Origin of the sequence: Polaribacter gochangensis (assembly GCF_046224025.1) — a bacterium.
GTDB classification, from domain to species: domain Bacteria; phylum Bacteroidota; class Bacteroidia; order Flavobacteriales; family Flavobacteriaceae; genus Polaribacter; species Polaribacter gochangensis.
Genome location: NZ_JBJXRF010000005.1, coordinates 93,742 through 115,804, shown reverse-complemented (window position 1 = coordinate 115,804; position 22,063 = coordinate 93,742). Strand labels below are relative to the sequence as shown.

General features: G+C 30.9%; 19 protein-coding genes. 3 read left to right on the top strand and 16 right to left on the bottom strand.

Annotation, left to right across the window (positions count from 1 at the left end; all coding sequences use genetic code 11):
- Positions 1–194: 194 nt before the first annotated feature.
- The 10 genes from ACEWL1_RS11540 to ACEWL1_RS11495 form a co-directional block, all read right to left on the bottom strand.
- The gene (locus tag ACEWL1_RS11540) at positions 195–896 is read right to left on the bottom strand and encodes a sulfite exporter TauE/SafE family protein (protein WP_409233454.1); all 702 of its coding nucleotides are present in this window, start codon (positions 894–896) and stop codon (positions 195–197) included.
- Entirely contained in the window at positions 897–1,352 is a 456-nt protein-coding gene (locus ACEWL1_RS11535) for a FixH family protein (protein ID WP_409233453.1), read from the bottom strand.
- Positions 1,353–1,364: 12 nt separating this feature from the next.
- Positions 1,365–2,786, bottom strand: coding sequence for a cytochrome c oxidase accessory protein CcoG (ccoG, locus tag ACEWL1_RS11530; protein ID WP_409233452.1), 1,422 nt, complete (start codon positions 2,784–2,786; stop codon positions 1,365–1,367).
- Positions 2,787–2,817: 31 nt separating this feature from the next.
- Entirely contained in the window at positions 2,818–3,684 is an 867-nt protein-coding gene (locus ACEWL1_RS11525) for a cbb3-type cytochrome c oxidase N-terminal domain-containing protein (RefSeq protein ID WP_409233451.1), read from the bottom strand.
- Positions 3,685–3,698: 14 nt separating this feature from the next.
- Entirely contained in the window at positions 3,699–3,866 is a 168-nt protein-coding gene (locus ACEWL1_RS11520) for a CcoQ/FixQ family Cbb3-type cytochrome c oxidase assembly chaperone (RefSeq protein WP_409233450.1), read from the bottom strand.
- Between the two features lie 12 nt (positions 3,867–3,878).
- Entirely contained in the window at positions 3,879–6,074 is a 2,196-nt protein-coding gene (gene ccoN, locus ACEWL1_RS11515; protein ID WP_409233449.1) for a cytochrome-c oxidase, cbb3-type subunit I, read from the bottom strand.
- 19 nt (positions 6,075–6,093) lie between these two features.
- On the bottom strand, positions 6,094–6,273 hold the full coding sequence (ccoS, locus tag ACEWL1_RS11510) for a cbb3-type cytochrome oxidase assembly protein CcoS (protein ID WP_409233448.1): 180 nt from the start codon (positions 6,271–6,273) through the stop codon (positions 6,094–6,096).
- Positions 6,274–6,359: 86 nt separating this feature from the next.
- Entirely contained in the window at positions 6,360–7,721 is a 1,362-nt protein-coding gene (gene hemN, locus ACEWL1_RS11505; RefSeq protein WP_409233447.1) for an oxygen-independent coproporphyrinogen III oxidase, read from the bottom strand.
- A 68-nt stretch (positions 7,722–7,789) separates the two neighbouring features.
- A complete protein-coding gene (gene deoD / locus ACEWL1_RS11500; RefSeq protein WP_409233446.1) occupies positions 7,790–8,488 on the bottom strand; it encodes a purine-nucleoside phosphorylase in 699 nt (232 codons plus the stop codon).
- A gap of 6 nt (positions 8,489–8,494) precedes the next feature.
- Entirely contained in the window at positions 8,495–10,870 is a 2,376-nt protein-coding gene (locus ACEWL1_RS11495) for a heavy metal translocating P-type ATPase (RefSeq protein WP_409233445.1), read from the bottom strand.
- A 105-nt stretch (positions 10,871–10,975) separates the two neighbouring features.
- Between ACEWL1_RS11495 and ACEWL1_RS11490 the strand changes: the two genes are divergently transcribed.
- Together ACEWL1_RS11490 and ACEWL1_RS11485 are read left to right on the top strand one after the other, a co-directional pair.
- Positions 10,976–11,662, top strand: coding sequence for a Crp/Fnr family transcriptional regulator (locus ACEWL1_RS11490; RefSeq protein ID WP_409233444.1), 687 nt, complete (start codon positions 10,976–10,978; stop codon positions 11,660–11,662).
- Between the two features lie 12 nt (positions 11,663–11,674).
- Positions 11,675–12,727, top strand: a complete 1,053-nt coding sequence (locus tag ACEWL1_RS11485) for a lysophospholipid acyltransferase family protein (protein WP_409233443.1) — start codon at positions 11,675–11,677, stop codon at positions 12,725–12,727.
- Here ACEWL1_RS11485 and ACEWL1_RS11480 read toward each other — a convergent pair.
- The 4 genes from ACEWL1_RS11480 to ACEWL1_RS11465 are packed head-to-tail and all read right to left on the bottom strand — an operon-like array spanning position 12,699 to position 17,872.
- Positions 12,699–15,617, bottom strand: coding sequence for a glycoside hydrolase family 3 N-terminal domain-containing protein (locus tag ACEWL1_RS11480; protein WP_409233442.1), 2,919 nt, complete (start codon positions 15,615–15,617; stop codon positions 12,699–12,701). The two genes, ACEWL1_RS11485 and ACEWL1_RS11480, sit on opposite strands and share 29 nt — an antisense overlap.
- Positions 15,618–15,620: 3 nt before the next feature.
- On the bottom strand, positions 15,621–16,106 hold the full coding sequence (locus tag ACEWL1_RS11475) for an ABC transporter ATPase (protein WP_409233441.1): 486 nt from the start codon (positions 16,104–16,106) through the stop codon (positions 15,621–15,623).
- Positions 16,107–16,119: 13 nt separating this feature from the next.
- Positions 16,120–17,001, bottom strand: coding sequence for a carboxypeptidase-like regulatory domain-containing protein (locus tag ACEWL1_RS11470; protein WP_409233440.1), 882 nt, complete (start codon positions 16,999–17,001; stop codon positions 16,120–16,122).
- 43 nt (positions 17,002–17,044) lie between these two features.
- Positions 17,045–17,872, bottom strand: a complete 828-nt coding sequence (locus tag ACEWL1_RS11465; protein ID WP_409233439.1) for an exonuclease domain-containing protein — start codon at positions 17,870–17,872, stop codon at positions 17,045–17,047.
- A gap of 290 nt (positions 17,873–18,162) precedes the next feature.
- Here ACEWL1_RS11465 and ACEWL1_RS11460 point away from each other — a divergent pair, with 290 nt between their 5' ends.
- A complete protein-coding gene (locus tag ACEWL1_RS11460; RefSeq protein WP_409233438.1) occupies positions 18,163–18,321 on the top strand; it encodes a hypothetical protein in 159 nt (52 codons plus the stop codon).
- 45 nt (positions 18,322–18,366) lie between these two features.
- Here the strand turns inward: ACEWL1_RS11460 and ACEWL1_RS11455 are convergent, their stop codons facing one another.
- Entirely contained in the window at positions 18,367–19,629 is a 1,263-nt protein-coding gene (locus ACEWL1_RS11455; RefSeq protein ID WP_409233437.1) for a YaiO family outer membrane beta-barrel protein, read from the bottom strand.
- Positions 19,629–22,052 carry a sulfatase-like hydrolase/transferase gene (locus ACEWL1_RS11450; protein ID WP_409233436.1) on the bottom strand — a complete coding sequence of 808 codons (2,424 nt, stop codon included), beginning with the start codon at positions 22,050–22,052 and terminating at the stop codon, positions 19,629–19,631. Before ACEWL1_RS11450 ends, ACEWL1_RS11455 begins: the two co-directional genes overlap by 1 nt.
- Positions 22,053–22,063: the final 11 nt, after the last annotated feature.

Sequence of the window (22,063 nt, the reverse complement as noted above, 5' to 3'; positions counted from 1 at the left end):
ATCAGTTATCAGTTATCAGTTATCAGTTATCAGTTATCAGTTATCAGTTATCAGTTATCAGTTATCAGTTATCAAAAATAAAAATTTCGCCTTCTTTACAATATTAAAATTTCACTTCTTTTAGCCTTTGAAACTTTTCCTCTTTGCAACTTTGTGTCTTTGTGCCTTTTTTACTTTCTAACTTTCTAACTAAATTAATGACACATTTGTCCGCCTTCAACCATTTCGTGAATGTGAATTGGAGAAACATACGGAATTCCTAATCCCATTCCGCGTAGAATAAATAACACGCCAATTACCACAACTGCAACAGGAATAAACTGTTGAATTCTTTTTCTGACCAAGCCTGTTGTAAAGTTTCCTAAATACACAAAAGCAGTCATTAACGGAATTGTTCCCAATCCAAATAAAACCATATAGAAACCTCCTTCAATAATATTACCAGTTGCTATGGAAGCAAAAATTGCCATGTACACCAATCCGCAAGGTAAAAATCCATTTAAGAAACCAATGGTGAAAAAAGTGTCCGTTTTTTTCTTTTTTAATTCTTTTCCTAATCTATTTTTAACTCCTGATAATAATTTATAAATCGGTTTTGTGATACTAAAGGTATTGATTGTTTTTTTAGGCAATACCACCATTAAAATCATTAAAACACCAATTACTATAGATACATATTGTTGAAATCCGAAAAGGTAAAATCCTTTTCCTAAGAAACCAAAAAGCAATCCTAAAATTCCGTAGGTAAATAATCTCCCAAAATGATATACAGAAACTTGCAAAATTCTTTTGGCTTTATTTGTTCTATCAACCGGCAACATAAAAGCAATTGGACCGCACATTCCAATACAATGAAAACTACCTAAAAGTCCAAAAATGATTGCCGAAAACAACATTTAATAGAAAATTTCTTTTTTAAATAAGTAACTTTGTTGATTATACGTCCATTTGACGATAATGTTCCAGCGACCATCCAATAAACGTTTGTCAGGCATGAGCAAATAAGATGAATCTGAAAGTGCGATAGGCATTTCATAATCCAATTGTTTATTAGATGGTCTGTATAGGAACACTTTTCCTTTGATATCTTGTGGTTTAAATTCTTTTGGAAAGATTATCTTCATTCCTTCTTTAACACGTTCTATCTTAATATTTTCTTTCAAGTTTTTTGCGTTTTGTGTTGCATCAATATTATCTTGAAATTTTAATTCTTGGTTGTAATAATCAGTTGCAACTAAATCGTAACTGTATTTATTATTAGAACTCATCGTAATAATAAAATACATAATAAAACTTATAAAGCCTATAAAAGCTAATACTACTCCAAATCCCCAATTAAATTTAATCTTCATTTTTAAAAGTTTTTATCGATAACTTCTTGGTCCTAAGAAATTGGTTCTTGTTGTTTCTATTAATTTATCTCCGCTATACACTCCTATTTTAAGCTCAATTTTATCTTTCTCCATTAAAGAACTATGAATCTCTATAAACAAAGTACCTTGTGCTAAACCTTGTTTTGGTACAGAAAAATCTTTATGTGTAACCAATTCTATAGTTCCTTTATGGGATAGCAACTTATAACTTACATCATTAATATCTTCTGTTGTTTTGTTGATGACTTTAAACGTGTACACATTACTAATCATACCACCTTCTTTATGCTGATATAATTGACCTGGTAATCTTAGCACAGTTGCTTCAACATCATTTCTTAAAAATAGCATTCCGATTAAAATACCAACTAAAATAAATAGTACAGCAGAATATCCTTTCATTCTAGCGGTTAGTTTAAAAGGCGTTTTTTTCTCAATATTATCTTCACTTGCGTAGCGAATTAATCCTTTTGGAAGCCCAACTGCTTCCATCATATCATCACATTCATCAATACAAGCAGTACAATTAACACATTCTAATTGCGTACCATTTCTAATATCAATTCCTGTTGGACATACATGTACACATTGAAAACAATCTATACAGTCTCCTTTTCCTGAAGCTTCTCTGTCTTCGTTTTTCTTAAATTTTGCTCTTCCTTCTTCTTTTTCTCCTCGAACAAAATCGTAGGCAACATTAATGGTTTTATTGTCTAATAAAACGCCTTGTAATCTTCCGTACGGACAAGCAATGATACATACTTGCTCTCTAAACCAAGCGAATATAAAATAGAAAACACCGGTAAAAATTAATAGTGATGTTAATGTATTTAAATTATCAAACGGAGAGCCCGTGATGTATTCAATAAGTGTATCTCCACCAATTAAATAGGCTAAAAATACGTTGGCGATAACGAAAGAGATGATAAAAAAGATACTCCATTTTAAAACTCTTTTTTTTATTTTTTTAGCATTCCAAGGTTGTTTACTTAATCTTATTTGTTTCCCTCTATCGCCATCAATCCAATATTCTATTTTTCTAAAAACCATTTCTAAAAAGATGGTTTGCGGACAAATCCAACCACAGAAAATCCGACCAAAAACAACGGTAAATAAAATGATAAAAACAACGCCAATTATCATTGAAATTACCAGCAAATGAAAATCTTGTGGCCAAAAAGGAAAACCAAAAATAGTAAACTTTCTTTCTAATACATTAAATAGAAAAAACTGATTCCCATTAACCTTAATGAAAGGTGAAGATAAAAGGATTGCCAGTAAAAAATAACTCACATAACTTCTATATTTATAAAACTTCCCACTAGGTTTTTTTGGAAAAACCCAAGAACGCTTCCCTTCTTTGTTGATGGTACCAATACTATCTCTAAAATGTTCGTTTTCGGGTGTTTCCATTTATGTATGATATTTCAGAATTAACAAAAAGTTATTCCTTCCAAATTTCTCCTTCTGGTTGTTTAGGGTTTGCTGGTGATGTACCTTGTAATGAAATAATATAACTAGATACTTTAGCAACATCTATTGGTTTTAAAATTTTATTCCAAGCTACCATTCCTTTTCCATCTCTTCCTCCGTTAGAAACCGTTGCAAAAACATTTTTAATTCCGCCTCCTAAAATCCAATTTTCATCTGTAAGATTTGGTCCGATTGTACCGCCACCATCTGCACCATGACAAGCCGCACAATTTAAATTGTAAATAGCTTTTCCTCTGCTTAAATCTTTTTCATCAGTTAATAATGTAACTGTTGATACATCTACTAGATCTGTAGCAGTTTCCTTGTATTTATCTAATGATGCTTTTGCTTCTGCAACAGCATTATTATACTCAGTTACCTGATTATCTCCGTCCATTACTTCAAAACGAACTAAATACACAACTGCAAAAATGATGGTTGCATAAAACATATACACCCACCATGGCGGCAACGAATTGTCTAACTCTTTAATTCCATCATATTCATGATCTAAAATAATTTCTTCTTCTTGATCAATTCCTTTTGTGTTTGTCCATTTTTGCAACAACTCTTTGACCCAAACTGTATAATTAACTTTAGTTGCTTCTGGTACAACTCCATTTTTCTCATTTTCTAATAATTGAACTTTTTTAAGCGCCATTATTAATAATAAGACAAGCATTAATAACACTACTAAAAAAGTAGCTAATACTAAACCTGGCAAAGGGTTGTCCAAAAAATTGAATGGTTCTTCAAAACTAGCCTCTATTTCTGTAAAAACAAGCGGCATCGCAAAAATGAAAAGAACAGATACGATTGCTATAATATATTTTTTCATTACTCTTTATTTTTTTAATTATCTAATGGTATTTGACTTACTTTATTAATGTATTCTTTTTTAGAGGTAAATACCCACCAAAAAAGCACTACAAAAAACGCGAAAAAGACTAACAGAGAAATCATTGGATAAATTTCTATTCCTGTAATACTTTCCATATGATTTTTTACAAATTTTAACATGATTTTCTATTTTTAATCGTTTAATAAAGCTTCTACATCTTTTACCTTAATGTCTGTACCAAGTCTTTGTAAATACGCAATAAGCGCTACAATTTCTCTATTCTTCATTTCAATAAATGGCTCATTATTATCTTCTGCATATTTCTTATCTGCTTCATAATTTTTTACAAAATCTGGGTCAGCATATAAATTTTGCTCAATAATTGTTCCTTGCTCTAACATATGTTGCTGAGCATTTGCAATATCTTCTTCTGTATATGGTACACCAAGTGTTACCATTACTTTCATTTTACTTTCTGTATCAGACTTATCTAATTTATCTTTAATCAACCATTTATAACCTGGCATAATTGATCCTGGTGAAGTACTCTGAGGATCGTACATGTGATTTAAATGCCAGCTGTCAGAATATTTTCCTCCTTGTCTATGTAAATCTGGACCTGTACGTTTAGATCCCCATAAAAATGGATGATCATATACAAATTCTCCAGCTTTAGAGTACTCTCCGTAACGTTCAACTTCACTTCTAAAAGGTCGAACCATTTGTGAGTGACAACCCACACAACCTTCGCGGATATAAATATCTCTTCCTTCTAATTCTAAAGGTGTGTATGGTTTAACACTACTAATTGTAGGAATGTTTGATTTCACCAATAAGGTCGGAATAATCTGAACTGCACCACCAATTAATATGGCAATAGTTGCATAAATTGTAAGTTTTATTGGTTTACGTTCTAACCAAGTATGCCATCCTTCTCCTTTAGTTCGGTACTTAGATACTTTTTCTAAGGCTGGTGCTTCTGCCAATTCATCTGTAACATCACTTCCAGATCGTATCGTTAAAATAATATTATAAAGCATTATTATGGCTCCAATAATAAACATAGTTCCTCCAATTGCACGCATCCAATACATTGGTACAATTTCGTTTACAGTTTCTAAGAAATTACCGTATGTTAATGTTCCATCAGGATTAAACTGTTTCCACATTGATGCTTGTACAAATCCAGCAACATACATTGGTAATGCATATAAAATGATTCCTAATGTTCCAATCCAAAAGTGAGCGTTTGCTAATCCTTTAGAAAATAATTTTGTTTTAAACATTCTTGGAACCAGCCAATAAATCATACCAAAAGCAAAGAAACCATTCCATGCTAATGCTCCAACGTGAACGTGAGCAATAATCCAGTCGCTAAAATGCGCAATTGCATTTACATTTTTTAATGATAACATTGGCCCTTCAAAGGTTGCCATACCGTAACCTGTAATCGCAACTACAAAGAATTTTAAAACAGGATCTGTTCTTACTTTATCCCAAGCTCCACGAAGTGTTAACAATCCGTTTATCATTCCACCCCAAGACGGAGCTAATAGCATTACAGAAAATGCAACTCCTAAGTTTTGCGCCCAATCTGGTAAAGAAGTATATAATAAGTGATGAGGACCAGCCCAAATATAAATGAAGATCAACGACCAAAAGTGTACAATTGATAATCTATAAGAATAAACGGGTCTGTTTGCTGCTTTAGGAACAAAGTAATACATCAACCCTAAAAAAGGTGTTGTTAAGAAAAACGCCACTGCATTATGTCCGTACCACCATTGCACTAAAGCGTCTTGAACACCTGCATACACAGAATAACTTTTCATGAAACTTACTGGCAAGGCCAAACTATTAAAAATGTGCAAAACTGCAACCGTTACAAAAGTTGCAAGGTAAAACCATATTGCAACATATAAATGTCTTTGTCTTCTTTGTAAGATGGTCCAAATCATGTTAGCACCAAAAGCAACCCAAACTAATGCAATTGCAATATCTATTGGCCATTCTAATTCGGCATATTCTTTAGAGCTCGTATAACCTAAAGGTAATGTAATTGCAGCTGCAACAATGATTAACTGCCAACCCCAAAAATTAAAATTACTTAAAAAGTTGCTTGCCATTCTTGCTTTTAATAATCTTTGAAGCGAGTAATAAACTCCTGCAAAAATTGCATTACCAACAAAGGCAAAAATTACTGCATTTGTGTGTAAAGGTCTTAAACGCCCAAAACTTAACCATGAAATACCGTCGGTGTAGTTTGGGAATAAAAACATAAAAGCTAGCATTAATCCAACACTAAACCCTACTATTCCCCATAGTAAAGTAGCATAGATAAATTTCTTCACGATCTTGTTATCGTAATAAAACTGTTGCATTTCCATAATTTAATTGTATTTAATTCTAGTTAGTTAGTTTTTTTTTGGGGGTTGGTGTTTTTACCAATTCATCATCAAACAACATTCGAACTGACGGTGTATATGAATCATCATACTGCCCGCTTTTTACCGAATAAATAAATGCTATAAAAAAAATGATTGCCACTAAGATACTTAGTGTAAGTAGTAAATATATAACGCTCATACCTTGCCTGATTTGAAGTTCAAAAATACAGTTGCTCGTTTATTCATAATATGATATTTGTCATCTTTTCTTATTTATTGAAAAAATTAAATTGTCATAGAAAACAGTTGCGTTTCTGGCTTACTTTTTTGCAGCCGCACATCAAAAGCCATACAAATATTTCTAACATAGGGTCTTGCTTCTTCTGGAATTGTCAAAGAATGTTCTCCTAAAACGACCAAGCCATCTGCAACCATTTCCTCTAAAAACAAAAAATGTTTATCTATATCTATAATTTTTAAATCATTTTTATCCCAAGTTGAATTAAAATGACACATCATGTTTAAAATATGTCTCCTAACTATTAAATCTTCTTCGGTTAATAGATGCCCTTTAAAGATTGGTATTTCACCTTCATTTACCAATTTTTGATATTCTTTTACTGTTTTTACATTCTGTGCAAAGGCATACCAAGAATCTGAAATTGCAGACATTCCCAACCCAACCATTAGTAATGTTTTATTGGCGGTATAACCCATAAAATTTCTATGCAAGGTTTTTTCTTGAGTGGCTTTAAAAAGTGAATCTGTTTTTAAGGCAAAATGATCCATTCCAATTTCTACATACCCTAATTCTGCGAAGAGTTGTTTTCCTACTTCATAGAGCTCTCTTTTTTCATCGTCTTTTGGCAAATCTTTTTCGTTAAAACCACGTTGACCAACTCCTTTTACCCACGGAACATGCGCATAACTATAAAACGAAATTCTATCTGGTTGTAACATTTTTGTTTTTTCAATAGTTTCGATAATATTTTCTTTGGTTTGAAAAGGCAATCCGAAAATTAAATCGTGACTTACCGATGTATAACCAATTTCTCGAGACCATTTTGTAACATTTTCTACATTTTCGAAAGGCTGAATTCTATGAATTGCTTTTTGCACAATTGGATCGTAATCTTGTACGCCAAAACTAATTCTAGTAAATCCTAAATCATACAACGTTTGCAATTGCTCTTTGGTTGTGTTGTTTGGATGTCCTTCTAAACTAAATTCATAATCAGCATGTCTATCAGCATACACAAATAATCCGTCAATTAATTTTTTAAGTTGAAAGCTCGAAAAAAACGTTGGGGTTCCGCCACCTAAATGAATTTCTTTTATGATGGGTTTTTCATCCACCAAATCAACATATAATTTCCATTCTTTTAAAACGGTATCTATATAATCTTCTTCTACTTCGTGCCGTTTGGTAATGTGTTTATGACACGCACAAAACGTACACAAACTCTCACAGAAAGGTAAATGAATGTAGATACTAATTCCTTCTGATTGATTGCTTTCTGTAAAAGATTTTTGAAAACTTTGTATCCAATTTGCTTTAGAAATCCCTTTTGTATCCCAATACGGAACCGTTGGATAACTCGTGTATCTAGGTCCTGGTATGTTGTATTTTTGTATTAATGAACTCATTTTTTATTTTCTTTTAATTATATCTTCTCATTTTCGACTCCGCTCGAATTGAAAGAATATCAATCGATTTAGATTATATCTAAGGCAATTAAAACCATTTCTTTAAACGTTTGTTCTCTTTCTTCTGCCGTTGTTTTTTCTTTGGTAACCAAGCTGTCAGAAATTGTTAAAATTGATAAGGCTTTTACATTGTGTTTTGCTGCAGTTGTGTACAAACCAGCTGTTTCCATTTCTACACATAACACTCCGAATTCTGCCCAATGCTTATAATCTTCAAAATTATCTGTATAAAACTCATCTGAACTTAATACGTTTCCTGCTTTGATCGGAATATTTTTTTCTTTAGCTACAATTACAGCTTTATTGAACAATTCAAAATTTGCAGTGGGTGCGTAACTTGCTCCGTGAAAACGTTGTGCATTAATTCCCGAAGTTGTAGAACCAGCCATTGCTAAAACGATGTCTCTAATTTTCACTTCTTTTTGATAAGAACCAGCAGAGCCTACACGAATTAAATTTTTTACTCCAAAATGTGTAATCAATTCATTTGCATAAATTAATGCAGACGGAATTCCCATTCCTGTTCCTTGAACCGAAACTCTTTTTCCTTTATAAGTACCCGTAAAACCAAGCATTCCACGAACTTCATTATAACAAACTACATTTTCTAAAAATGTGTCTGCAATCCATTTTGCTCTTAACGGATCTCCAGGCAACAAAATAGACTCTGCAACATCTCCTGGTTTTGCATCAATATGTACACTCATTATTTATTATTTTAATTTTCTTCCTAATATATTCGTCATAATTGTTGTAAAAACAACAATTGTAATAGAACTCAACGGCATTAAAATTGCAGCAATCACAGGTTCTAACTGTCCTGTTACAGCAAAATACAACCCAACCATATTATAACATAAAGACAATACAAAACTGTATTTTATAACTTGAATTGCTTTTTTAGACAATTCTAAATAGGTGGCAATATTTTTAAATTCACTAGCATCTAAAATAGCATCACAAGCTGGCGAAAACACGTTGATATTTTCTGATAAAGAAAACCCAACATCACTTTGAGCCAAAGCTCCAGCGTCATTTAAACCATCGCCAATCATTAATACTTTGTTTCCTTTTTCTTGTAATGATTTTATATATTCTAATTTATCTTCTGGTTTTTGATTGAATAAAAACTCTACTTTACTTGGTAATCTTTTTTCTAAATATTTTTTTTCGCCTTCGTTATCACCAGAGAGAATTGATAAATTATAATTGTTTTTCAACTTTTGAAACAATCGTTTCATATATTTTCGGTACGCGTTTTTAAACACGTACTTCCCGAAATATTCTCCATTTATACTAATGTGAATTGTGGTTTCAAACTGAATGTCTTTCGGACTATTTTCTACAAATGATTGTGAGCCAATTTTAATTGAAACTCCATTTGCCTTTGCCTCAATTCCTTTCCCAACAATTTCCTTAAAAGCATCTAATTCAACATGATGTATCGATCCAAAAGTATCGTACAGCATTCTACTTAATGGATGATTAGAAATTCGGACTGCATTTTGTAAAATTTCTTTTTCTATTCCTGAAAATGATTTTCCTTGGTACTGTATTTCATTCTTTTTAGTGGATGTTAACGTTCCTGTTTTATCAAAAATGATGGTATCTATTTTTGACATTTTCTCAATAATTGCTGCGTTTTTAAGGTACAATTTTTTCTTCCCGAGAATTCTTAACAAATTACCCAAAGTAAAAGGTGCAGCTAATGCAATGGCACACGGGCACGCAATAATTAGTACAGCAGTAAATACATTTAATGCTTTACTAGCATCTGTAAACAGCCAAAAAATTGTGGCAATTGTAGCAATTGACAAAACAAAAATGGTAAATCGCTTGCTAATTGTATCGGTTAGGTTTTTAAATTTTGAAGTTTTTTCTTCATTAAAAACATCATTGCTCCACAATTGTGTTAAGTAACTTTGCGAAACAGATTTTAAAACCTCCATTTCTATAATTCCGTTGAGTTGTTTTCCGCCAGCAAAAATTTTATCTCCAGATTTTTTTTCGACTGCAACAGATTCTCCAGTTACAAAACTGTAATCTATAGTTGCATCTCCACTGATTAAAATACCATCAACAGGAATTAATTCGTTGTTTCTAATCAACAATCTATCGCTTTTTACAACATCATAAATTTGTGTATTTTCTTCTGTTTTATCAGTATTTATTTTGGTAACTGCAATTGGAAAATACGATTTAAAATCGCGCTCAAAAGACAAGAAACTATAGGTTTTTTGTTGAAAAAATTTACCTGTCAACAAAAAGAAAACCAAACCTGTTAAACTATCAAAAAAGCCTGCACCTAAATCAAACGCAATTTCTACTGTACTTCTTATAAACAACACTAAAACCCCGAGCGCAATTGGCACATCAATATTGAGCATTTTAGAACGCAAACCTTTGTAAGCAGAAATAAAATAATCTTTTGCAGAATAAAAAACTACAGGTAAAGAAAAGGCGAACATCAACCATCTAAACAAATGTTTGTATTGCTCTAACCAAAATTCGTTTACTTCAAAATATTCTGGAAACGATAAAAACATTACGTTTCCGAATGCAAAGCCAGCAAAAGCTAATTGATATAATAAAGTTCTGTCTATTTTCTTTTTACCAACTTCATAATCTTCTAAACTAATATAAGGCTCGTAACCAATTGAACTCAACATTAAAACAATTTCTTTTAAGCTTGTCTTTTCTGAATCAAATGTAATTCTGATGGTTTTCTTTGGGAAATTAACCTGAGAAGCAATAATATTTTTCTGCAGTTTGTTTAGATTTTCCAACACCCAAATACAAGAACTACAATGAATGTGCGGAATGTATAAAGAAACAACCTGTTTATTACTATCATTAAATTCGATTAATTTTCCTACAATCTTTTGATTGTCTAAAAAATCGTATTTACCGTGAATTTCTTCTGGAATTGCTCCCGGATTTTGATCAAAATCGTAATAACACGTTAAATCGTTCTCAGAAAAAATTTCGAAAACAGTTTTACATCCATTACAACAAAAAAACTTATCGTCTATTGTAATTGAATTATTATCACACACATTACCACAATGATAACAAATTAAATCGCTCATATTATTTACTCTAAATGCCTGCTGCAAATGTCTGAGATTACATTAATTTAAAATATGATAATTGTCAGTTTTTACCTATATTTGAAAGGATAAATAGATCAAGGAATGAGTAAATGTGAGCAATGTGTAGTCAGGCAATTAAATTCTTTAAAAGCGTTAACACCAAAAGAGCTTTCAAAAATTTCTGCGTGTAAATCAACCCGAATAATAAAAAAAGGAGATATTCTTTTTGACGAAGGCGAACATATCAATGGTATTTTTTGTATTAGCTCTGGAGTTTGCAAAGTTTCTAAAATGAGTCCCAACGGAAGAGAGCAAATTATTCATTTAGTAAATAAAGGAGATTTCTTAGGTGAACGAAGTTTAATTAGTGATGAAGTTGCCAACTTAAAAGCCACCGCAATTAATGACATGGAGGTTTGTTTTATTCCTAGAGATGAAATTATTAATGATTTAAAACAAAATCCAGATTTTTCATATAGTGTTTTAAAAGATATGGCTATGTCTTTAAAGAATGCTGACAACTTAATTGTTGATATGGCTCAGAAAACCGTAAAACAACGTTTGGCTGAAATGTTGTTAAACCTACATGAAAAATTTGGAAACAATATTGATGATATATTAAACATTCATTTATCAAGAGAAGATATTGCTAATATTATTGGCACTGCTACAGAGTCTGCCATACGTTTACTATCTGAGTTTAAAAGAGAAGAAATTATTTCTTTAAAAGGGAAAAATATTTCTCTTATCAATATACCTAAACTTAAAAAAATAGCACAAGGATTTTAAAATTTTACTTGTTTGAAACAACTTTGGTACAACTTCTTTAAGATTTACATTAAAACAGGTTTGTTTTTTTACACCAAAAAAATAAAAGTGGTAGGCAAAGAAAATATTCCAAAAAAAGGTGCCGTTCTTTTTGCTGTAAATCATCCAAACGGATTATTAGATCCATTATTAGTTACAACAAATACACCAAGAGTTACGCATTATTTAGTTAGAGCTGCTGTTTTTAAAAAACCATTGGTAAAAAAGTTTTTAGCAACGTTAAACTTAATGCCTATTTACAGAATTAGAGATGGTGTTAAAGAACTTTCTAAAAACAAAGCTGTATTTAATGATTGTTTCGAAATTTTAAAGAAACAAAGAGCATTAATGATTTTCCCAGAAGGTAGTCATGATAAAAGAAGAACAGTACGGAATTTAAGCAAAGGATTTACACGAATACTTTTTGGAGCATTTGAAAAATATCCTGAGCTAAAAGTAACTGTTATTCCAGTCGGAATTACCTATCAAAACATTAGTCATTATCCTTGTAAGGTTGCCATTCATTACGGCAAACCAATTTTAGCAAATGAATATTACAATCCCCAAGAAATTAACAAATCAACCAATTCCTTAAAAGAAGAAGTTTCTAACCAACTAAAAGAATTATCGGTTCATATTCCTGCGGATGAAAACTATGAATTAATAATAAAAGAATTGAATGCTAAAAATGTTGATTTTACAGAGGTAAACACAATCAATCAAAGTATCAAATCTGGAAAAATCACCAACCGAAAAGAAAGTTTTAATTATGCAAAACCGCTTTATTTTCTAATGGTTTTAAACAGTATTTTTCCGTGGATCATTTGGAGGATCTTATCAAAAAAAGTAGAAGAAACTGAATTTGTAGATACGTTTAGAGTTGCATTAGGAATTAGTCTTTTTCCTCTTTTTTATCTTATTCAGGCTTTGTTAATTTACACGTATTTTTCGCTAGAAATTACTGGAATTTATTTTATTTCAACATTAGCGTTGTCGTTTTTATATAGCAAATTCGCCACTACTCCAACAAAACAGCATCTTGTATAATTTGCTGAATTTTCGTTCTAATATTTTCTGTAATTAAGCCATTATTATCCATTGTTGGATATACTCTGTTCGATAAAAAAACATACACAATTCTACTTTTAGGATCTGCCCAAGTATAGGTTCCTGTAAATCCACTATGCCCAAAGCTTTCATCAGAAACACAGCCACAAGTTGCTTCAATATCTGGGTCTAACTGTGGTTTATCAAAACCCAAACCTCTTCGTATTTTTTTGTCTGCGTAATAACGTGTATTAAACTTTTTAACGGTATTGCTTTTTAAGTATCTTTTGCCTCCATAATATCCATTTTGCAAATACATTTGCATCATTTTTGCTACATCGTTTGCATTAGAAAATACTCCTGCATGTCCTGCAACACCTCCCAACATTGCTGCCCCCATATCGTGTACATAACCTTGCAATAATTGATGTCTAAAATATTCGTCTTGTTCTGTAGGAACGATTTCGTTTTTAGGGAATTTTTTTAATGGCAAATAACTTGTTCTGTGCGCACCCAATGAAGTATAAAAATTCTCTTGTACCAATTCGTCTAATGGTTTTTTATACCTTTTTTCTAAGGCTCTTTTTAAAATATAATACCCTAAATCGCTGTATTTATAACCCTCCTGCTCTCTTTGATCTACATTTTTAATGCGAGCAACAATAGAATCTCTAAATGAAGTTCTTAAAAACAAGTCTTTAGCGACTTCTATATTGTATGTTTTTGTTCTTTTTAACTGGTAATAATCAGGTAAATTTTCTTTAGTTACACTATCTTGAGTTAATAAATAAAACGGAATCCAAGCCTTTAGCCTACCATTATGAGATAGAATTTCTTTTAAGGTTAATGTGTCTTTATTGGTGTGATTAAACTCAGGTAATAAGTGTTTCAGTTTTGTTGCAATTCTAAATTTGCCTTCACCTTCAGCTTTCATTACCATTGGCAATGTTGCTAAAATTTTTGTTAAAGAAGCAACATCATAAATGTCTGAGTTTTTTACTTTTAAAAGTGAGTCATTTGTATGATATCCAAAGCTTTTCTGATAAATGACCTTTCCGGCTCTTGCAACTAGAATTTGTAATCCTGGAGCCATTTTTTTTTTTACAACTTCGTTTGCTATCACATCAATTTCTGCCAATTTTACAGAAGACATTTTTACTTCTTCTGGCAATCCGTATTTTAATCTACTTAATGTTGATGAATACAAACCAAAGCCTTCTTTAAATTTTTCATGGATAGAAACTGGTAATTTTCCTTTTGCTTTAATTGCACCAAATAATTGTTGCGCAGATATTTCTTGTGCTATTTCACTATTTTGATACGACACCACCAATCCTTCTACATTTGTAAATGATGTAAAGTCTAACAAACTATAAGGGCTAGCAAAAATATCTAAAATTACTTTTTTAACTTTTGCAATGTGTTGAATTTCAGCAATGTCTTCTTTTTTAAACTTAAAGCCTTTCCATGGATGTAAATTTGATGTATGATACCCAATAATCACCAAGTTATATGGTTTTAATTTTGATAGTAAATTAGATGTATTTGTGCCAGAAATTACATCTACTTTTGCATACTTACTTAGCATAGTAACAAACGAGGTATTGTTAGCATCGCCATACTTTACATAAGCAATTTTCTGTTTGTCCAAATTTTGAATAGGTATGATATCCTCTTCGTTTTTTAAAACAGTAATAGAATTTTCAACCAATTTTCTATGCAACAATTCATCTGTTTTGGTATTTAAATCTTCGTGTAAATTTTGCAATGCTATCGGTCTGTAATTTTGTAACCCTGCCCAATATTTAGCTTTTAAAATTTTACGTACAGATTCGTCTAATCGTTCAATTGTTAACTTTTTATCTTTAATAGCTTTTAGAAAATAGTCCATTGTTTCTGGAACCTCATGCGGAATCAACAATAAATCATTTCCTGCTAAAATTGCTTCTAAATTTATTTCTTTAGACGTTGCAAAATCTGCAGCAGCTTTCATGTTTAATCCATCAGTTATAATCAATCCTTTATAACCCATTTTTCCTTTTAACAAACCTGTTGTAATCTTATGAGATAAAGAAGAAGGCAAACTTTTGTTTGGTTCTAATTTAGGAATACTCAAATGCGCCGTCATAACACTTGCTAAATTTTCATCAAACAATTTATAATACGGATACAATTCTAACGTATCTAAACGAGTTGCATCAAAATTAATAACTGGCAATGTGTGATGAGAATCTGCCGCTGTATCTCCATGACCTGGAAAATGTTTTGCATTTGCTAACACTCCAAAACGCTGCATTCCACGAGTAAAAGCGATTGCTTTATCGGTAACATTATTTTTATCTTCTCCAAAAGAACGATTTCCAATAATTGGATTTTTTGGATTGATATTGATATCAACAACTGGAGCAAAATTAATGTGAATTCCTAATCGTTTAGAATGTTTCCCTAATTGTTCTCCAAATTTTTCAATCAAAGAATTGTCTCTTACTGCGCCTAAAGCCATATTCCAAGGATAACGAAATGAATTTTTTAAACGCATGTCTAATCCCCATTCTGCATCAATTGCAATCAATAATGGATATTTTGACATTGCTTGGTACCTGTTCGTTAATTCGGCTTGTTTCTGTGGAGTTCCTTGCATAAAAATTAAGTTTCCGGCATGATATTTTTGTATCAATTCTTCCACTAATTTTTCATTCACAGTATCGTTTGTAGAATAAGCTTGCACCATAAATAATTGACCAATTTTTTCTTCATTAGTCATTTTATTTAAGATGTTATTTACCCATATTTCTTGAGTTTCTTTATCTTTTGTTAATAATGGATCTTTTGTTTGCGCTTGTGTTACACATAAACAAAACACAAAAAGGAAAATTAAACTATTTTTCATAAATTATATCATAAAACGATTATGCCAGCTTTTACTTGCCGGAACCTCCCAATTATTTTCTACTTCTTCTTTAGTCTGAACCATGTTGTTAAAAACAATGGTTTCTTTGGTGATTTTTTGCTCTTTGGCAAACTGCTGAAATTCTGCTAACTTTATAATATTAATGTTATCACCATCTTTAAAAGAAACATTCATTTTATTCATCAAATCGATTTGCAATTCGTTTTCTAATTCTTTTACAAAACGAACAGACGCATCAATAGAACAGCCAGAAACATTGTTAAATCCTTCATCAACCGCCAATACTAAAAACTGATTGTATTTGATGGTAAATGAGCCTTTTAAATTATCTCCATGTCGCGTCCATTGCTCTATAAAATCTTTGGCTTTCATAGAAATAAAATCGATTTCTTGGGCTGTAAATACTCGATCGGATTGGTACATCCAAACTCTAGAGTTATTCGGTAAGTTTTTATATTCTGTAAACATTTTTGTCTTCTTTTTAATTCGATAAAGTTAAAGAAATTGCAGGAGCAAATTTTCTAAATCTACTAATTTTATTTAATGCAGATGCTGTCCAAATTCCTTTTACATAATAATACGTTCTTTCTTTAGGTTTATTATAATTATACTTGGTAAATCCAATCACCGGCGCATAAAAAACTTCTGATGTTGATGCTGTTTGTTTTTTGCCGTATTCATTAAACGGAATCAACAACTTTTCGAAAGCAATAAACAAACCATTCTTGGGCATTTCTATACTATAATTTGAGATGTCAATTTCAGTATTTAATTGTCCTTCTGATATGGTTACAGGCAAATTTACATTGAGCAAATCGTTTTTTGGCAATCCTGTTTTGGCGTCTTTATCAAAAATACGAACTCTAAATTTCGATTTTTTATTGTGTCTTTTAGAAAAATAAATAGCTACTTTAGAAACATAATTGCAGCATTCATTTTTCTTTATGTTCGGAAAATATTTTGCCAACATTCGCATTCCCATTGTATGTACTCCATGCACTTTCTTTTTTACTTTATCTACTAAAATTGTTTTATCAATTCTTTTTGTAATTACAGCTGCATCTAACACATTTTCTTTTGGAAACATCAACAAGGTTGTGTTGTTTACATCAGATGCATTTACCAACGTGTCTTTATAATTTAAACAAGAAATATGCACTTTTCCGTTTAAATATTTCTGATTGATGTTCATAAAGAAAGTACCATCTTCTGTTGTAGAAATTCCTTTAGTAGTTTGTATAAAACTAATATTTGCGTACACAATGGGCTCTTTTGTTTTTGCATTTAACAGTTTCCCTTTAAAAGTTGCTTGCTGACTACAAACATTTGTGACTACAAATAATAAAAGAAGTACTTTTTCCATTTTTATATCTAGCATTAGCTTTCTACAACGCTTAAACTGACAATTATCGTAGGTTAAATTTTTGTTGTAAAGCGTTTAGTTTTTCATCATCTGTCATGGTACTTTTTGGTTCAGACATACGTTCTTTAATTTCTCTCAAAACTTTTTTTGTAAATAATGGAAAATCTGCATTTTGTATCCAATTATTATAACCTGGGTTTTCTTTAAACACTTCTTCCACTGTTCTATTTTTATATTTTCCGAAAGAAAATATTTCTTGATCATCCTCATTAAACAAAATAAAACCAGCAAAATCTGCTCTTTTTCCGTGTGATGAAAATGCACTTAAATCATCTACAGAAGTTCCAATATCATCGTATTTTTCTAATTGTGCTAATAAGATTTCGTAAGTTGCATTTGTATCTGCTTCTGCTCCATGTGCGCCTTCTAATTCTTTTCCGCAGTAAAATTGATAACCAGCGCTTAGTGTTCTTTGTTCTTTTTTATGAAAAATTACTTGAACATCAATTGCTTTTCTGTTGTTCATATTAAAATCGATACCAACACGCATTAATTCTTCTGCCAACAACGGAATGTCAAAACGATTGGAATTAAAACCTGCCAAATCACAATCTGCAATAAGTTCATTTATTTGTGGCGCCAATTCTTTAAACGTTGGCTCAGTAACTACTTGCTCGTTTGTAATTCCGTGAATATCTGATGCTTCTTTCGGAATTTCAATTTCTGGATTTACCAACCACGTTTTACTTTCTTTATTTCCGTTCGGAAAGACTTTTAAAATTGCTATTTCTACAATTTTATCCGTTCCAATATTAATTCCTGTGGTTTCTAAATCGAAAAATACGATTGGTTTTTCTAGTTTTAACTTCATGTTTTTTGCATCTAATTTTTCACAATAAAAAGTACGTTAAAGATATAGAAAACTCTTTTGTTATTTGGTTTTTTCAGCATAAAATATTGCCAAAATGCACATTTTTAAAACTCTTTTCTTTACAAACAGAAAAATAATATAGCTTGTTTCTAAACTTGTTTTTTGATAACTTCGCTAGCTACTGATATAAAACATTTATGTTGAACTTGATTTATGCTGAACTTGTTTTTAGTTTTGAAGCGTTTGACACTATATAAGTTAGTGAAACCCAAAAAAAATACAGAAATAAAATGCCCAAAAAAGGAAAAGCAAAAAACACTGTAAATAAAGCCAAACACACCAAATTAATGAATCGTAAAATTAATAAGGTAAAGCAAGATAAAATTGCACATCAAGAAAAATTAAAAGCAATTATTAGAAAGGCAAATGAAAATAAAAATCCCGTGTAAATTACTCGGGATCTTTTTATTGAAAGTATCGGTTTTATGTGACTATCAAAATTTAAAATTATAAGAAACTCCCAAAGAATAAATTAAATAATAATCGCCTTTAGAAAAGCTCTTTTCTTCTCTAAGTATGTTAAAAGAGGTTCCCCAAATATTTCTTTTATTGCTGGTAGAAAATGTGTATCCTAAATTAAATTTTTGTGATTTTAAATTAAAAATAACTGTTTCATTATCGTTTACAGGAAATCTATCTAATTCTGGAGAAAATCCAATTCCGATTCCTATGCTAAAATAATTATCAGCATCACTATAATATTTTCGATAAGTTAAGGCACCAGATTTACTAACTCCATCATCACCAGGTGTAACATAGGTTCTAAAAGACCAATATGAATTTCCAGAATACCATCCAACAGAACCTGTATAAATAATTGTTGTTTCTCCAAATTTTAATCCTCTAAAACCAAGTGAAGCTTCAAAACTATTAGGCAAAGATTTGAACAACTCAAAACCATATCGTATACTTGGAAACAACCTAGAATTAGAAAAACCTACACTTGCATAAGCATACAAACCTTCTGTAATTCTTGGATACATATCTATTTCGTACTGGTAATTATCTGTATCAAATCTTTTTGAGTAGTTTAATTTCCCTGTAATACTACCATATTTTGTTTGTCTTGAATACTTTAAAATACCAAAATGAGACGCATCTCTTTCGTTTTTATTGTAAATTAATGTTGAATAACTCATCCCAACAGCACTCAACCTAAAAGAATCTTTTAAACTTTCTTTATATGCTAAGGCATCTTCATTTTCTGGGTCAATTTTTAGAATATTATTTACCGTATACAGTGCGTCTTCTGGCCTATTTAACCTTTCTTCTGAGCGTGCTTTTTGATACAATAACTCAGGGTCTTTTGGATAATGGCTCAACGCTTCTTTTATCAAAATACTTGCTTTGTATGGAGCTTCTGCATAAAATTCGTTTTTGATTGCTGCAATCCAATCTGTTTTTCTTTTTGGATTTTTTTTCAAAACAAAATCAAAAGTTTCTCTTGCTTCTTTGTAATTACCATCCCAAGAATAGGTAGTAGCCAAAAAAGATCGTAAATCTAAATAATTTGGATACTTAGCAATAATGCGTATTAATAATTCTTGCGCTGCTTTACGTTGGTTGTTAAAAGCCATATTTCTTGCATCTTCAAAACCTTTATCAGGATCTCCCGTAAATTCATTTTCTTGAGAAAACATTGGAGACACTAGTAAGACTAATATGATAACGGCTATATTTTTGTTGTTAAAACTCATCATTTTAGTAAATTTTTAAATGCTGTATACTCGTTGTTTTTTGGATAAATCTTTAAAAGACTATCTATAATTGTTTCTGACTTAAGTTTTTGATTAAGTCGCTGATATGATTTTGCTAATTTGAAAGCAATCTCAGGGTTTTCAATCTTATTTTTCAATGCTTTTTTTGCCAGCTCAACACCTTTTTCTTCTTGATCTGACCACCAATACATATCTAACAATGCAGAATAAGAATCAAAATAAAAAGGGTCTCTATTAACAGCGTCTAGTAACGTTTCTTCAGCTTCTTTATACATACCATCCCAAGACAAAGTTCTTCCTTTTAAAATTCTTGCATCCGAGTGGTTTGGAAAATCATTTAAAATATAATTACACAATAACCTAGCCACTTCTCTCTTTTCGTTAAATGCATTTTCTCTAGCTATTAAAAAAACCTCATCCATCGTTTTCCCTTCTGTTAATTCCTTAATTTGAAGTTGTTGCGCTTCTGTAAACTCAACTTTTACTTTCTTAAAGTTTCCTACCAAAGAAAGAGGGTAGATTTTATTTTGACTTGTTACATAAGTATTCAACTTTTTAAAAGCCGCAAACGAATCTTGTATTTTTTTAAGTAAATGCTCGTCAGTTATTTTTTTTAGATCAAACGAACTACTAATTTTAAAAAGATCACCTTCATTATATAAATAATCTTTATAGATAAAATCCTTCAATCCGCCTTTATAACGCATTAAACCTATTTGATGAATGTTTCTAAAACTTTTAGCAGTATCTAACCCAGTTCCCATCCACGCGGTATTTTTAATTGATGAGAGGTTGTAATTATTCGCTAAAAAAGCCATTAAGCTTGGCGCCACATCTAAATGTGATGAAACTGATTTAAAACGCGCTGGTTTTTTCAACATTGGACTATAAATAATAAAAGGAACATGAAACCTACTTAATTTATCTTTTTGCTCAATAGGAATTAATCGATGATCTCCTGTGATGATAAAAATTGTTTTCTTAAAATCGTCTCTTTTTTCATAAGATTTCATAAAGCTTTCAAGAGAATTATCTACATAAAGAATAGCGCCAAAAATATCTTTATGTTTGCTAAAGTTACTTTTAGAAACTTTAAAAACTTGATTTGAATTTAATAAACTATCAACTTTACTTTCATAAATTGTTTTTCTAGGAAAACTAAATGGTTCGTGATTACTTAAGGTCAAAATCACATCGAATCTTGGTTCTTTTTTAACTTTAAAAGTATGCAATGCCTTTCTAAATAACTCTGAATCAGGATACCCCCAAGAAAACCCATCAGCAACTCCTTTGGTTTTCTGATAATCTTGCCCAAACTTTTTTTCATCCTCAATAAAATCTACATTATTATATTCTAAAAAATTAATAACATTATCAAAACTTGACTGAGTGCCCGTATAATATGATGTTGTATATCCATTTTCTTTTAAAATATTAAAAAGTGAAACATGAGTTGGAGTATTTTGAATTGCCAAAAAGCCATTTTCACCATATGGCAGCGACCCTACTAAAGATGGTACTACTCCAAAAGTTCTCCCAGTTGTACTTACAAAATTCTCCCAATACAGCGATTTGGTAATCAAACTATCTAAATACGGAGAAAAGCCACTATAGGCATTTCCATCAACAAACTCACTTCCCATTCCTTCAAGTACAACCATAACAATGTTGGGTTTTTCTGACTGAATATTAAAGAACGGCTTTAACACATCTTTTGTTTCTGTTGCTGCTTTTAATAAAGGATATTCATTTGAATCTGTAACAATATAATTACCCGATTGATATGTGTTTAATTTTGACTTGATAATATCAGAAAATAAAAAATCTATTTTATTTTGATAATTAGTATCATTAAATTCTGACATGAAAAACTTCAAAAAAACTACAAGTACTGTACATACAATTACGACGACATGTATAAATGTCTTTGTCATTTTTTTAATAAAAAAGTACCTCGCTGAAATAAACAATAATGGGAATAAGAAGATGGGAAGTAAACTTAATAAAGAAAAAGATGTAGATGAAGAAACTGTTCTAGAAATATCATCAAAGGAATAGCCTAACAAATCTGCTCCTAAATTTAATAATGTGGTTTGACTATACTGTACTAAAGAAAACTCTCCTAACACTAAAATAATACAGAAAATTAAAAGAATAGCTTCTCCAAACTTTTTCTTTCCTAGATTTAAAATATAATATATTGGACAAAAAAGAATCCCAATAATAGCAACTGCCCAAAAATCATTTAAAAATTTAAACCCAATTGATTTTAAAATAATTACAGCTGTTTTTTCACTTTGAAAACCTGTGAAAACCTCCAACGCACTCAATGCCCAAAAAGTTAGTAGCAGCGCTAAAATCACTTTTAAATAACGATACGGTATTTTTTTTGATAAACTCATATTCTTGATTT